The organism is Streptomyces sp. NPDC047706 (assembly GCF_043204795.1).
Lineage (GTDB): Bacteria > Actinomycetota > Actinomycetes > Streptomycetales > Streptomycetaceae > Streptomyces.
In genome coordinates this window covers 334,625-348,008 of sequence record NZ_JBIDCW010000002.1, presented here as the reverse complement: position 1 = coordinate 348,008, position 13,384 = coordinate 334,625, and the positions used below count along the sequence as shown (strand labels likewise).

Annotated in this window: 14 protein-coding genes; 5 read left to right on the top strand and 9 right to left on the bottom strand. The window is 71.0% G+C overall.

Features of this window, described 5'->3' with window-relative positions; genetic code table 11:
- Nucleotides 1-194: 194 nt before the first annotated feature.
- Nucleotides 195-377: a hypothetical protein gene (locus ACGF8A_RS03535; protein WP_393103771.1), complete on the top strand. Its 183-nt coding sequence runs from the start codon at nucleotides 195-197 to the stop codon at nucleotides 375-377.
- A 45-nt stretch (nucleotides 378-422) separates the two neighbouring features.
- On the opposite strand, the gene ACGF8A_RS03530 is transcribed toward ACGF8A_RS03535, so the two are convergent.
- The 3 genes from ACGF8A_RS03530 to nth form a co-directional block, all read right to left on the bottom strand.
- The gene (locus ACGF8A_RS03530; RefSeq protein WP_393103769.1) at nucleotides 423-1,622 is read right to left on the bottom strand and encodes a MarP family serine protease; all 1,200 of its coding nucleotides are present in this window, start codon (nucleotides 1,620-1,622) and stop codon (nucleotides 423-425) included.
- A 77-nt stretch (nucleotides 1,623-1,699) separates the two neighbouring features.
- Nucleotides 1,700-2,395, bottom strand: coding sequence for an NUDIX hydrolase (locus ACGF8A_RS03525; protein WP_393103843.1), 696 nt, complete (start codon nucleotides 2,393-2,395; stop codon nucleotides 1,700-1,702).
- Nucleotides 2,396-2,477: 82 nt separating this feature from the next.
- Nucleotides 2,478-3,581, bottom strand: coding sequence for an endonuclease III (gene nth / locus ACGF8A_RS03520; protein ID WP_393103767.1), 1,104 nt, complete (start codon nucleotides 3,579-3,581; stop codon nucleotides 2,478-2,480).
- A gap of 318 nt (nucleotides 3,582-3,899) precedes the next feature.
- Between nth and ACGF8A_RS03515 the strand changes: the two genes are divergently transcribed.
- On the top strand, nucleotides 3,900-4,574 hold the full coding sequence (locus tag ACGF8A_RS03515) for a Crp/Fnr family transcriptional regulator (protein WP_393103765.1): 675 nt from the start codon (nucleotides 3,900-3,902) through the stop codon (nucleotides 4,572-4,574).
- 39 nt (nucleotides 4,575-4,613) lie between these two features.
- On the opposite strand, the gene ACGF8A_RS03510 is transcribed toward ACGF8A_RS03515, so the two are convergent.
- From ACGF8A_RS03510 to ACGF8A_RS03490, 5 genes are all read right to left on the bottom strand, one after another.
- On the bottom strand, nucleotides 4,614-5,078 hold the full coding sequence (locus ACGF8A_RS03510; protein ID WP_393103763.1) for an SRPBCC family protein: 465 nt from the start codon (nucleotides 5,076-5,078) through the stop codon (nucleotides 4,614-4,616).
- 177 nt (nucleotides 5,079-5,255) lie between these two features.
- On the bottom strand, nucleotides 5,256-6,086 hold the full coding sequence (locus tag ACGF8A_RS03505; protein WP_393103761.1) for an MBL fold metallo-hydrolase: 831 nt from the start codon (nucleotides 6,084-6,086) through the stop codon (nucleotides 5,256-5,258).
- Nucleotides 6,083-6,952 carry an NUDIX hydrolase gene (locus tag ACGF8A_RS03500; RefSeq protein WP_393103759.1) on the bottom strand — a complete coding sequence of 290 codons (870 nt, stop codon included), beginning with the start codon at nucleotides 6,950-6,952 and terminating at the stop codon, nucleotides 6,083-6,085. The genes ACGF8A_RS03505 and ACGF8A_RS03500 overlap by 4 nt, the downstream gene beginning before the upstream one ends.
- Nucleotides 6,953-7,018: 66 nt before the next feature.
- On the bottom strand, nucleotides 7,019-7,486 hold the full coding sequence (locus ACGF8A_RS03495; RefSeq protein WP_393103757.1) for a RidA family protein: 468 nt from the start codon (nucleotides 7,484-7,486) through the stop codon (nucleotides 7,019-7,021).
- Nucleotides 7,483-7,644, bottom strand: coding sequence for a DUF4177 domain-containing protein (locus tag ACGF8A_RS03490; RefSeq protein WP_003975360.1), 162 nt, complete (start codon nucleotides 7,642-7,644; stop codon nucleotides 7,483-7,485). The genes ACGF8A_RS03495 and ACGF8A_RS03490 overlap by 4 nt, the downstream gene beginning before the upstream one ends.
- A gap of 107 nt (nucleotides 7,645-7,751) precedes the next feature.
- Between ACGF8A_RS03490 and ACGF8A_RS03485 the strand changes: the two genes are divergently transcribed.
- Nucleotides 7,752-8,729 (top strand): ArsA family ATPase, encoded by a 978-nt coding sequence (locus ACGF8A_RS03485; protein ID WP_393103755.1) that lies wholly within the window; start codon nucleotides 7,752-7,754, stop codon nucleotides 8,727-8,729.
- On the top strand, nucleotides 8,726-10,135 hold the full coding sequence (locus ACGF8A_RS03480; RefSeq protein ID WP_393103753.1) for an ArsA family ATPase: 1,410 nt from the start codon (nucleotides 8,726-8,728) through the stop codon (nucleotides 10,133-10,135). Before ACGF8A_RS03485 ends, ACGF8A_RS03480 begins: the two co-directional genes overlap by 4 nt.
- A gap of 75 nt (nucleotides 10,136-10,210) precedes the next feature.
- On the opposite strand, the gene wblA is transcribed toward ACGF8A_RS03480, so the two are convergent.
- The gene (wblA, locus tag ACGF8A_RS03475) at nucleotides 10,211-10,549 is read right to left on the bottom strand and encodes a transcriptional regulator WblA (RefSeq protein ID WP_196460922.1); all 339 of its coding nucleotides are present in this window, start codon (nucleotides 10,547-10,549) and stop codon (nucleotides 10,211-10,213) included.
- A 417-nt stretch (nucleotides 10,550-10,966) separates the two neighbouring features.
- On the opposite strand from wblA, the gene ACGF8A_RS03470 reads away from it, so the two are divergent.
- The gene (locus ACGF8A_RS03470; protein ID WP_393103751.1) at nucleotides 10,967-13,282 is read left to right on the top strand and encodes a transglycosylase domain-containing protein; all 2,316 of its coding nucleotides are present in this window, start codon (nucleotides 10,967-10,969) and stop codon (nucleotides 13,280-13,282) included.
- Nucleotides 13,283-13,384 lie beyond the last annotated feature (102 nt).

Below are 13,384 nucleotides of genomic sequence, written 5' to 3'. Positions count from 1 at the left end.
GCCCGGAGCCCGGAGCCCGGAGCCCGGGGCTCGGCCATCCGGCCGAAGACTCCGGTCCCGGCGGGCCGGCGAGCGGGTGTGCCCGGAACACGGCGCGGTACGCATGTACGACGAACTGCCAATTGCCTGGCGCATAAGCCAATTGGGCTCCCCCGACGCGGTTATCGACCTTGGGACGGGGCACACGTCGAGGTATGGGCTGGACGCACGACTACAGTGACGCAGCACGCACTCGCCGCTCCGCAAGCGGCCTGAGCTCACACCGCAGGGGCACCCCGCAACTGGCGGGCACGGCCGATCCGAGGGTGGGCATTCCACGCATTCTGCGCCGCCGGGCCCGCTGGGTCTCGGTACGGCTGCGTCACCCGCGCGGCTGACTCTCGTACGGCCTCAAGGGCCGGACTGCCGGACCTCTTCACCCCTCACAGGGCGCAGCTGTCGCTGTCCACCTGCTGGTTCGCCGTACGGCCCTTGGTGATGTCCTCGCGGATCTCGTCGACGGTCAGCGCGTAACCCGTCTCGGCGTCGTCGAGCGACTTCGCGAACACGACACCGTAGACCTCGCCGTCGGGCGTGAGCAGCGGGCCGCCGGAGTTGCCCTGGCGGACGGTCGCGTACAGGGAGTAGACGTCGCGGCCGACCGTGCCCCGGTGGTAGATGTCCGGGCCGTTCGCCGTGATGCGTCCCCGCACACGCGCGGAGCGCACGTCGTACGCCCCGTTCTCCGGGAAGCCCGCGACGATGGCGTCGTCCCCGCTCCCCGCGTCCTCGGCGGCGAACTTCAGGGCGGGCGCGTCCAGCTCGGGTACGTCGAGTACGGCGATGTCGCGCTGCCAGTCGTACAGGACGACCGTCGCGTCGTACCGCCGGCCCTCCCCGCCTATCTGGACCGTGGGCTCGTCGACACCGCCGACCACGTGCGCGTTGGTCATCACGCGGCGCTCGCCGAAGACGAAGCCGGTGCCCTCAAGGACCTTGCCGCAGCTCGGCGCCGTCCCCATCACCTTGACGATGGAACGCTGGGCACGGGCGGCGACCGGGCTGCCCGCGAGCGCCGGGTCCGGCGGCCGCACGTCGGTGATCGGCTCGTTGGCGAACGGGCTGAAGACCTGCGGGAAGCCGTTCTGCGCGAGTACGGCGGAGAAGTCGGCGAACCAGGTGTCGGCCTGCGTGGGCAGCGCCCGGGAGACGCCGAGCAGCACCTTGGAGCTGCGCACCTCCTTGCCGAGCGTCGGCAGGGTCGTGCCGGCCAGCGCCGAGCCGATCAGCCACGCCACCAGAAGCATGGCGACGACGTTGACCAGGGCGCCGCCGGTCGCGTCCAGCGCGCGGGCCGGGGACCACGTGATGTGGCGGCGCAGCTTGTTGCCCAGATGGGTCGTCAGGGCCTGGCCGACGGAGGCGCAGACGATCACGACGACCACCGCGACGACGGCTGCGGTGGTGCTCACCTCCGCGTTGGCGGTCAGCGCGTCCCAGATGACGGGCAGTGCGTAGACGGCGACGAGGCCACCGCCCAGAAAACCGATCACCGACAGGATGCCGACGACGAAGCCCTGGCGGTAGCCCACGATCGCGAACCACACGGCGGCGACAAGCAACAGGATGTCCAGCACGTTCACCGCTTCAAGCCTCGCCTCATCACTTCGCGATCACACCTGGTCGGCCGGGGGCCCGGCAACAGCACGAGGTCACCCTGTCATGACCGCCAGTCGAGCGGGACCTGCCTGTCGCGGTCCCACGGTCTTTCCCAGCCCGCGAAGTGCATCAGACGGTCGATGATCCCGGCCGTGAAGCCCCAGACGAGGGCGGATTCGACCAGAAACGCCGGACCTCGGTGGCCGCTGGGGTGGAGGGCCGTGGCACGGTTGGCGGGGTCCGTGAGATCGGCCACGGGGACCGTGAAGACACGTGCCGTCTCGTTCGGGTCGACGACTCCCACCGGGCTCGGCTTCCGCCACCAGCCGAGCACCGGCGTCACGACGAAGCCGCTGACCGGGATGTAGAGCTTGGGCAGCACACCGAACAGCTGCACGCCGGCGGGGTCCAGGCCGGTCTCCTCCTCCGCCTCGCGCAGCGCGGCACGCAGCGGCCCGTCGGCCTCGGGGTCGCCGTCCTCGGGGTCGAGGGCGCCGCCCGGGAAGGAGGGCTGCCCGGCGTGCGAGCGCAGCGAACTCGCCCGCTCCATCAGCAGCAGCTCGGGGCCGCGCTCACCCTCGCCGAACAGGACGAGAACGGCGGACTGGCGGCCGGCGCCGTCCTTGGGCGGCAGGAAACGGCTGAGCTGGCGCGGCTGGACCGTCTCCACCGCGCGCACCACGGGATCCAGCCACCCGGGCAGCCCCTCCCTGCTGAGCGTCACCGGGCCGCCCTGTGTCCCGCTCGCCCGTGTCATCGCCACCCCCGTCGTCCTGATGGGTCCAACGCCGCACGGCACCGAGATCGTTCCAGCCGGGGCGGACGCGTCACCGTGCCCGTCATCCCGCGCCCAGGGGAGGGGCAGGCTTGCCGCCCGCGTCCAGATAGGCCTGCGGGGGCTTCAGACGCTGGCCGGGGAAGCCGCCCTTCTCGTACTTGAGCAGCTTCTTGGCCTTCTCCGGGTCCGTCTCGCCCTCGCCGTACGCCGGGCAGAGCGGGGCGATGGGGCAGGCGCCGCAGGCGGGCTTGCGGGCGTGACAGATGCGGCGTCCGTGCCAGATCACATGGTGCGACAGGTCCGTCCAGTCGCTCTTCGGGAAGAGCGTGCCGACGGCCGCCTCGATCTTGTCGGGGTCGCTCTCGCCGGTCCACTTCCAGCGCCGGACCAGCCGCTGGAAGTGCGTGTCCACCGTGATGCCGGGGCGGCCGAAGGCGTTGCCGAGCACGACGAAGGCGGTCTTGCGGCCTACGCCGGGCAGCTTGACGAGGTCTTCAAGCCTGCCCGGGACCTCACCGCCGAAGTCCTCCGTGAGGGCCTTGGACAGCCCCATCACCGACTTGGTCTTGGCCCGGAAGAAGCCGCACGGCCGGAGGATCTCCTCGACCACCTGGGCGTCGGCGGCGGCCAGGTCCTCCGGGGTCGGGTACTTCGCGAACAGGGCCGGGGTGGTCTGGTTGACGCGCAGGTCGGTGGTCTGGGCGGACAGGACCGTGGCGACGAGGAGCTGGAAAGGGTTGTCGAAGTCGAGCTCCGGGTGGGCGTAGGGGTAGACCTCGGCGAGTTCGCGGTTGATCCGGCGGGCCCGGCGGACCAGGGCGGTACGGGACTCGCCGCTCGGCGCCTGCGCGGTGGTGACCGTCTTGGCGGGCGCGGTCTTCTTCACGGGGGCGGAGGTCTTGCCGGGCGCGACGGCGGGCTTCCTGCGGCCGAGGGTGGCCTTCTTGACGGGGCCGGCGCTCTTGGCGGTGGCCTCGGCCTTGCCGGCCGGGGCGGCGCCCTTGGCGGTGGCCTTGGCCTTGCCGGCCGAGGCGGCGCCCTTGGCGGTGGCCTCGGCCTTGCCGGCCGGGGCGGCGCCCTTGGCGGTCGCCTTCTTGGCGGTGGTCTTCTTGGCAGCTGCCGGCTTCGCGGCGGCGACCTTCGTCGACTCCGCCCGCTTCGTCACCTTTGCCGCTTCTTCTCCGCCGCCGGAATCCTGTTCGCCCACAGCGGAATCTCGACGTACAACCACCCGCGCAGCCCCCTAGGCCTGTGCTCTCACCGGCGTTTTGGACACCCGGCCAGCCTAAGCCCCGGCACCGACATCCGCCCCGGACCCTGAAGATCAGCGCCCAATTGGACCCCTGCCGCTTAACACCGGACACCGGTGCGGCATCCTTGTGACAGATCACACTGTTTGGACCGTCCGGCAAAATGGGCACCAGGGTGCCTTGGTACACCGGGGGAAGAAGATCCCCTGAGCAGGTCGACAAGGAGAGAACTCGTGGACGACGTTCTGCGGCGCAATCCGCTCTTCGCGGCGCTCGACGACGAGCAGTCCGCGGAGCTGCGTGCCTCCATGAGTGAGGTGACCCTCGCGCGGGGTGACTCCCTGTTCCACGAGGGCGACCCGGGCGACCGGCTCTACGTGGTCACCGAGGGCAAGGTGAAGCTGCACCGCACTTCGCCGGACGGCCGCGAGAACATGCTGGCCGTGGTCGGCCCCAGCGAACTCATCGGCGAGCTGTCGCTCTTCGACCCGGGCCCGCGCACGGCGACCGCCACGGCACTGACCGAGGTCAAGCTGCTCGGGCTCGGCCACGGCGACCTCCAGCCGTGGCTCAACGTCCGGCCCGAGGTCGCCACCGCGCTTCTGCGTGCCGTCGCCCGGCGACTGCGCAAGACCAACGACGCCATGTCAGACCTCGTCTTCTCGGACGTCCCCGGCCGGGTCGCACGTGCCCTGCTGGACCTGTCCCGCCGGTTCGGCGTGCAGTCCGAGGAGGGCATCCACGTCGTCCACGACCTCACGCAGGAGGAGCTGGCCCAGCTGGTCGGCGCGTCCCGCGAGACGGTCAACAAGGCACTGGCCGACTTCGCCCAGCGCGGCTGGCTGCGGCTTGAGGCACGCGCGGTGATCCTGCTGGACGTGGAGCGCCTCGCCAAGCGCTCGCGCTGACGCCGGGTTTCGCCCGTACCCGGCCGGGCAGCACCCGGGTCAGGGCGCCGAGGCCCTGCCGAGCGGCCGCCGGCCTTCGCGTACCGCGATGCGGGCCAGCTTCGTCAGCATCATGCCGTTGCGGACCTTGACGACGTAGTCCACGGGGAGCCCGTGCATCCGGATGCCGGGGCCCCGCAGGGGATGCCAGTCGAGGGTGAAGAGCGTGGCGTCGCCCCAGGGCAGCAAGGTCATGGCGATCCGGGCCGCGCCGAACGGGTCGGCCCGCGCCTCCAGTTCGAGGCGGCGCTCCGGTTCGCAGATCCGGACGACGCAGGTGTCCTCAAGAGTCAGGGGACCGGCGCCGACGCGTACCTCGAGACGGGCACCCACCTCGGGCCAGTGCGGGTCCACCCTGAGGATCCGCCGGGTACCCGTCACCCACTCCCCGTAGCGGCGGCCGTCGCACAACAGACCCCAGACCTCCGACGGCGGAGTGAGGATCAGACGGCGGTTACGGGCCACGCCGATCACGCTCCTTGCGGGGACGGCAGCACATGCCCCCCAGCGTGAGCGCGCCGCGGCGGGGACGCACCTCGGGCCGGAGGGCCGCGCCCGGACGCGGGCCGGGCCGAGGCGGCTTGGCCACGACGTGCCTGGCGTGCCGTACTCCGCGTCCGGCGTGATCCGGACGAGGAGGCCCTAGATGAGCCCGTGCTCCACCAGGTAGTCCAGCTGGGCCCGCACCGACAGCTCCGCCGCCGGCCACAGCGTGCGGTCCACGTCGGCGTACACACGGGCGACGATCTCGGACGGCGTGCGGTAGCCGTCCTCGACGGCCGTCTCGACCTGGGCGAGCCGGTGGGCGCGATGGGCGAGGTAGTACTCCACGGCGCCCTGGGCGTCCTCCAGGACCGGCCCGTGGCCCGGGAGGACCGTCTGGACGCCGTCGTCGACCGTGAGGGACCTCAGGCGCCGCAGGGAGTCCAGATAGTCGCCCAGACGGCCGTCCGGGTGCGCCACGACCGTCGTACCGCGTCCCAGGACCGTGTCGCCCGTCAGCACCGCCCGGTCGGCCGGGAGGTGGAAGCAGAGCGAGTCGGCGGTGTGGCCCGGGGTCGGTACGACGCGCAGCTCCAGGCCGCCGGCCTTGACCACGTCCCCGGCGCCCAGCCCTTCGTCGCCCAGCCGCAGCGCCGGATCCAGCGCCCGCACCTTGGTGCCGGTGAGCTCGGCGAAGCGGGCCGCGCCGGCCGCGTGGTCCGGGTGACCGTGGGTGAGCAGGGTCAGGGCGACGCGCCTGCCGGACCGTTCGGCGGTGTCGACGACGTGGCGCAGATGCCCCTCGTCCAGCGGGCCCGGGTCGACCACGACGGCCACCGCCGAGCCGGGCTCGGACAGGAGCCAGGTGTTCGTGCCGTCCAGGGTCATCGCCGACGGGTTGGGCGCCAGGACGTTGACCGCGCGCGGGGTGGCCGGTCCGTTCAGGGCCCCGCCGCGGGGCTGGCCGGGCAGGGCGCTTGCGTCCGTCATGCGGGAGCTCCACCGGTCGGGATGTGCTTGGTGAACTCGTCGTGGCCCGGCCAGGAGAGGACGATCTCGTCGCCCTCCAGCCGGGCCTGTGCCAGGACGGGCGTGAGGTCGCGGCCCGGGGCAGCCGCGAGCGCGTCCGCGGCGCTCCCGTACGCCGTGAGCTGCCGCAGTGTCGCGATCGTGGGCGGCATCATCAGCAGCTCACCCTTGTCGTACGACGCGGCCGCCTCGGCCGGCCGGATCCAGACCGTGCGGTCGGCTTCCGTCGAGGTGTTGCGGGTGCGCTGTCCCTCGGGGAGGTCGGCGACGAAGAACCAGGTGTCGTAGCGGCGGGCCTCGAACTCGGGGGTGATCCAGCGCGTCCAGGCGCTCAGCAGGTCGGAGCGCAGCAGCAGACCGCGGCGGTCCAGGAACTCCGCGAAGGAGAGGTCGCGCGCGACGAGGGCGGCGCGGTCGGCCTCCCAGTCCGGGCCGGTGGTGTCGCCGACGACCGAGCCGGGGTCCGGCCCGGCCAGCAGGACGCCCGCCTCCTCGTACGTCTCCCGTACGGCCGCGCAGACGATCGCCTGGGCGGCCGCCTCGTCGACGCCGAGCCGGTGCGCCCACCACGCGCGCGTGGGGCCCGCCCAGCCGACGTGCCGCTCGTCGTCGCGCGGGTCGACGCCGCCGCCCGGGTACGCGTAGGCGCCGGCCGCGAAGGCCATGGAGGCACGGCGGCGCAGCATGTGGACGACGGGACCGGCGCCCGTGTCCTTGAGCAGCATGACCGTGGCCGCGCGCCGCGGGGTCACCGGGGTGAGGGAGCCCGCCGCCAGCGCGCGGATCCGGTCCGGCCACTGCGGGGGATACCACTGACCGTTCGCCATGGGCGCGAGGCTATCCCGTGGTGAGCGGATGTTCGAGAGGCAGTGATCGGCTCGATCGCCTCGCCGCTACGGCTGGGCCAGCTCCACCTGGATCTCGACCTCCACGGGCGCGTCCAGCGGCAGCACCGCCACACCCACCGCGCTGCGCGCGTGCACGCCCTTCTCGCCGAGGACCTCTCCGAGGAGCTCGCTCGCCCCGTTCACGACACCGGGCTGGCCGGTGAAGTCGGCGGCGGAGGCGACGAAGCCCACGACTTTCACCACGCGCGCGACGCGGTCCAGGTCGCCGGCGACGGACTTCACGGCCGCCAGCGCGTTCAGGGCGCAGAGGCGGGCCAGATCCCTGGCCTCCTCGGCGGTGACCTCCGCGCCCACCTTGCCGGTGACCGGGAGCTTGCCCTCCACCATCGGCAGCTGGCCGGCGGTGTAGACATAGGGCCCGCTCTGCACGGCCGGCTGGTAGGCGGCGAGCGGCGGTACGACCTCCGGCAGCGTCAGCCCCAGCTCCGCGAGCTTCGCCTCGACCGCGCTCACGCCTGCTTCTCCCGCTTCAGGTAGGCCACGAGCTGCTCGGGGTTGTTCGGCCCGGGCACGACCTGGACGAGCTCCCAGCCGTCCTCGCCCCAGGTGTCCAGAATCTGCTTCGTGGCATGGACGAGCAGTGGCACGGTTGCGTATTCCCACTTGGTCATGGGGCCGACTGTATCCGCTGGCGGAGGCGGTCATCACGGCCGACCGGAGTGACCGTTGTCCACAGGCCGCCGATTGCTTTCCGCGCGAACTGGTTACGCTCGAAGACGTGAGCAGGCTCCAGGTCGTCAGCGGCAAGGGCGGGACCGGCAAGACGACGGTCGCCGCCGCCCTAGCGTTGGCTCTGGCCACCGAGGGGAAGCGGACGCTTCTCGTCGAGGTCGAGGGCCGACAGGGCATCGCACAGCTCTTCGAAACGGAGGCGCTGCCCTATGAGGAACGGAAGATCGCCGTCGCCCCGGGCGGCGGCGAGGTGTTCGCCCTCGCCATAGACCCCGAACTGGCCCTTCTGGAGTACCTCCAGATGTTCTACAAACTGGGGAGCGCCGGACGGGCCCTGAAGAAGCTCGGCGCGATCGACTTCGCCACCACCATCGCGCCCGGTCTGCGTGACGTCCTGCTGACCGGCAAGGCGTGCGAGGCGGTCCGCCGCAAGGACCGGGCCGGCCGGTTCGTGTACGACTACGTCGTCATGGACGCCCCGCCCACGGGCCGGATCACGCGTTTCCTGAACGTCAACGACGAGGTCGCCGGCCTGGCGAAGATCGGCCCGATACACAATCAGGCGCAGGCCGTGATGCGGGTGCTGAAGTCCCGGGAGACGGCCGTCCACCTGGTGGCCCTGCTGGAGGAGATGCCCGTCCAGGAGACCGCGGACGGCTTCGCCGAGCTGCGGTCGGCGAAGCTGCCGGTCGGCCGGGTGATCGTGAACATGGTGCGGCCCGAGGAGCTGGACGCCACCGACCTGGAACTTCTGCGGACGATGCCGCGCGCCGATCTGGCGCGGTCGCTGTCGGCCGCCGGGCTCGGCGGGGCCCGCCGCGGGCAGAACGCCGAGAAGCTGGTGGACCCGCTGCTCGCGCAGGCCGAGGAGTACGGCGAGCGGTATCTGCTGGAGCACGAACAGCGGGCAGTCCTGGCCGAGCTGGGCCTGCCGCTGCACGAACTGCCGCTGCTCGCGGAGGGCATGGACCTGGCGGGACTGTACGAACTGGCCACCGAGCTGCGGAAGCAGGGGATCTCATGAGTCCGGATGCCACGTCGGCGCACCACCGTCTCGCCCCCTCACGCGTGCTCGACATCGACCCGCTGCTGGACGATCCGAAGACCCGCATCGTGGTGTGCTGCGGCTCGGGCGGGGTCGGCAAGACCACCACGGCGGCGGCGCTGGGCCTGCGGGCCGCCGAGCGCGGCCGCAAGGTCGTCGTCCTCACCATCGACCCGGCACGCCGGCTGGCGCAGTCCATGGGCATCGACTCGCTGGACAACACCCCGCGCCGGGTGAAGGGCGTCGAGGGCGACGGCGAGCTGCACGCCATGATGCTCGACATGAAGCGCACCTTCGACGAGATCGTCGAGGCGCACGCGGACCCCGAGCGGGCCGCGACCATCCTGGGCAACCCCTTCTACCAGTCGCTGTCCGCGGGCTTCGCCGGGACGCAGGAGTACATGGCGATGGAGAAGCTGGGCCAGCTGCGGGCCCGGGACGAGTGGGACCTGATCGTCGTGGACACGCCGCCCTCGCGGTCGGCGCTGGACTTCCTGGACGCCCCCAAACGGCTCGGGTCGTTCCTGGACGGCCGGCTGATCCGGCTGCTGACGGCGCCGGCGAAGCTGGGCGGCCGGGCCGGGATGAAGTTCCTGAACGTCGGGATGTCGATGATGACCGGCACGCTCGGCAAGCTGCTCGGCGGTCAGTTGCTGAAGGACGTCCAGACGTTCGTGGCCGCGATGGACACCACGTTCGGCGGGTTCCGCACGCGTGCGGACGCGACGTACAAGCTGCTCCAGGCCCCCGGGACGGCGTTCCTGGTCGTGGCGGCCCCGGAGCGGGACGCGCTGCGGGAGGCCGCGTACTTCGTGAAGCGGCTGGCCGCGGAGGACATGCCGCTGGCCGGCCTGGTACTCAACCGCGTCCACGGCAGCGGCGCCGACCGGCTGTCGGCCGAGCGCGCGCTCGCCGCCGCGGAAAATCTTGAAGAGGCCCGCATTGTGGATCAGGGGGACGGGAAAGCTGGACTTCGTAACTCTCCCGAAACGTACGGCAGTTCAGATGCACCCGCTTCCGAGGCACCGGCTCGCACCGAGGACTCCCCCGCCGCCACGGAGCCTCTCACCGCGACGGACCCTCTCACCCCCACAGACGCTCCCGCCGCCACGGACGAGGACGACTCCCCCGTCGTCACGGACGAGCACACCTCGCAGCGCCCCGTCGACCAGCTCACCGTGGGCCTGCTGAGGCTGCACGCGGAACGTATGCACCTCATCGCCCGCGAGCAGCGCACGCGTGACCGCTTCACCTCGCTGCACCCCGAGGTCGCGGTCGTCGAAGTGGCCGCACTGCCGGGCGATGTGCACGACCTGGTGGGACTGCGGGACATCGGGGACCGGCTCGCGGCCCACCGGCCGGAGCTGCCCGTCGACACCGTCTGAGGGCGGACCCTGCGGGGCCGTCGGAGGGCGGGCCCCCTCTCCCGGGGGCGCCCGCGGTCTTCCTCCCCGAAGCCCTCAGCTCACCGCCGCGAAGTTCTCGTACACCTCGTCGTCGTCGAGGGGCACCAGGCCGGCACCCCGCTCGTACTCCGTCCGCGCGGTCTCCAGGAGCCGGCGCCAGGAGGTGACGGTCGGGCGCCTGCGCAGCAGTGCGCGGCGTTCCCGCTCGGTCATGCCTCCCCACACGCCGAACTCGACGCGGTTGTCCAGCGCGTCGGCCAGGCATTCCGTGCGTACCGGACACCCGGTACACACCGCCTTGGCCCTGTTCTGCGCTGCTCCTTGAACGAACAGTTCATCCGGATCGGTAGTGCGGCAGGCCGCCTGCGCACTCCAGTCGGTTACCCAGCCCATACCGGCGCCGTCCTCTCCCGAATCGAGGCTCCCCCACGGCGGCAGCGGCATATTCACCGCCGCCAGTTGAGGACGTTACGGAAGGTGGGCACAGCGCAACACCCCCAGCGGGCCCAATCTTGAATGGCCCGAACGGACTATGCGTAAGCGGCAGATCACCCGGGGGAGTGAGCCCGCGACATGCGCGACCTTCCCGGCAATTCGGGACGGTTCAGTTGCGCCACAACGGACGCCCGGTGACACACAAGGCGGATTCGGGCACGCGCGCAACACACCTCGGGGAAAAGACCGAGAGGATCCGGAACGATTCGGGGTCGCCGGACGTATTGATACGTAGCCGCACTGCTGTGACAGTTGAGAGCAGCTTAGGCCAAGGCCTATACGCGTGTCCGGCGAATGAGAACGTAGGCTGCCCTCATGCCAAAGAAGCGCTCGGGCGGTGGTCTGTCGCCAACGCAACAGGCCGCCAAGTTCCTCGGTGTCAGTGTGCTCGCGGGAGCCGTCATGGCCGGCATCGCGCTGCCCGCCGTCGGCGCGCTGGGCCTCGCCGCGAAGGGCTCGGTGGAGAGCTTCGACGAGCTCCCCGCCAACATGCGGACCCCGCCGCTCAGCCAGCGGACCACCATCCTCGACTCGCGCGGCGACGACATCGCGACGGTCTACTCGCGCGACCGCACGGTGGTCGACCTCAAGGACATCTCGCCGTTCATGCAGAAGGCGATCGTCGCGATCGAGGACTCGCGCTTCTACCAGCACGGCGCGGTCGACCTCAAGGGCGTCCTGCGCGCCCTGAACCGCAACGCCCAGAGCGGCGGCGTCGCCGAGGGCGCGTCCACGCTCACCCAGCAGTACGTGAAGAACGTCTTCGTGGAGGAGGCCGGCGACGACCCGACGAAGGTCGCGCAGGCCACCCAGCAGACCCTCGGCCGCAAGATCCGCGAACTGAAGTACGCGATCCAGGTCGAGGAGGAACTCGGCAAGAAGAAGATCCTCGAGAACTACCTGAACATCACCTTCTTCGGCCAGCAGGCGTACGGCGTCGAGGCCGCCTCGCAGCGCTACTTCTCCAAGTCCGCCAAGGACCTCACCCTCCCGGAGGCGGCGCTCCTCGCGGGCATCGTCCAGTCCCCCAGCCGGTACGACCCGGTCAACGACGAGGCCGAGGCCACCAAGCGGCGCAACATCGTCCTGCAGCGCATGGTCGAGACCGGCGACATCTCCCAGGAGGACGCCGACCGGGCGATGCGGGTCCCGCTGGAGCTGAAGGTCAGCCGGCCGCAGAACGGCTGCATCACCTCCGTGCGGGGTGCCGCCTTCTTCTGCAAGTACGTCGAGAAGGTCTTCCTCAACGACCCGGTCTTCGGCAAGACCAAGGAGGAGCGGGCGAAGCTCTGGAACCAGGGCGGCCTGACCATCAAGACCACCCTCGACCCGCAGGCCCAGGAGTCGGTCCAGGCCTCGCTCGCCAACCACGTCAACAAGGACGACCAGGTCGCCGCCGCGACCACCCTGGTCGAACCCGGCACCGGCAAGATCCTCGCCATGGGCCAGTCGAAGCCCTACGGCTACAACAAGAACGAGACGGAGTACAACTACTCGGTCGACTCCGCCTGGGGCGGCTCGAACTACGGCTTCCCGACCGGCTCGACGTTCAAGCCGTTCGTCGCGGCAGCCGCGCTGGAAGAGGGCAGGCCGCCCACGCAGGAGTACTCCTCGCCGTACGAGATGGACTACCCGAGCCCGGTCCAGACGTGCTCCGGCAGGCCGTGGGTGAACGTCGGCGCGAAGAAGGAGACGGTCGAGAACGAGGACGAGTCCGAGGTCGGGCCGTACCGGCTGAAGGAGGCGACGGCCAAGTCGGTCAACACCTACTTCGTGCAGATGATCTCCGACATCGGCCTCTGCCCGGTCGTGAAGATGACCGACAAGCTCCACGTGGTGCAGGGCAACGGCGACAAGCTTCCCGAGGTGCCCTCGATCGCCCTGGGCTCGAAGGGAATCTCCCCGCTGACCATGGCGAGCGCCTACGCCGCCTTCGCCTCGCGCGGTATGTACTGCACGCCGGTCGCCATCGAGTCGATCTCGCAGAAGATCGGCGACCAGGAGAAGTCGCTCCAGGTGCCGAAGTCGACCTGCTCACGGGCCATGTCCGAGAAGACCGCCGACACCATCAACGAACTGCTCGGCGGCGTGATCGACTCCGGTACGGGCCAGGAGGCGGGCCTCACCGACCGTGACAGCGCCGGCAAGACGGGTACGACGGACGAGCGCAGGAACGCCTGGTTCGTCGGCTACACGCCCAACCTGGCGGGCGCCGTCTGGGTCGGCAGCGCCACCCAGCAGGTCAAGATGGAGGCCATCAGCATCGGCGGCGTCTGGCACGACAAGGTCTACGGCGGCCGCGTGCCCGGCCCGATCTGGCGCGACGCCATGACCGGCGCCCTCTCGGGCAAGGAGGCTGCGTCCTTCAACCCCGTGCACATCCCGGACGCCGAGGACCGCGACCGTGAGGACGACGGCCGTGACCGCGGCGGCAACAACGACAACGGCAACGGCGACGACGACGGTGGGCTGATCGAGGGCCTGCTCAACGGCGGGAACCGCGGTGGCAACGACGGTGGGACGTTCCCGGACCCCTCGTTCTCGATCCCCGAGGGCTGGATCCGCGGCGGTGACAACGGCGGCGGCAACGGGAACGGGAACGGGAACGGGAACGGCGGGAACTTCCCGTAGGCGCAGCCGTACACAACGGTGGTACGCCACGCCGGTACGCCGATGGGGGCGCCCTTCTGAGGAAGGGCGCCCCCATCGGCGTACGGGTCGGCCGTCGGAGGT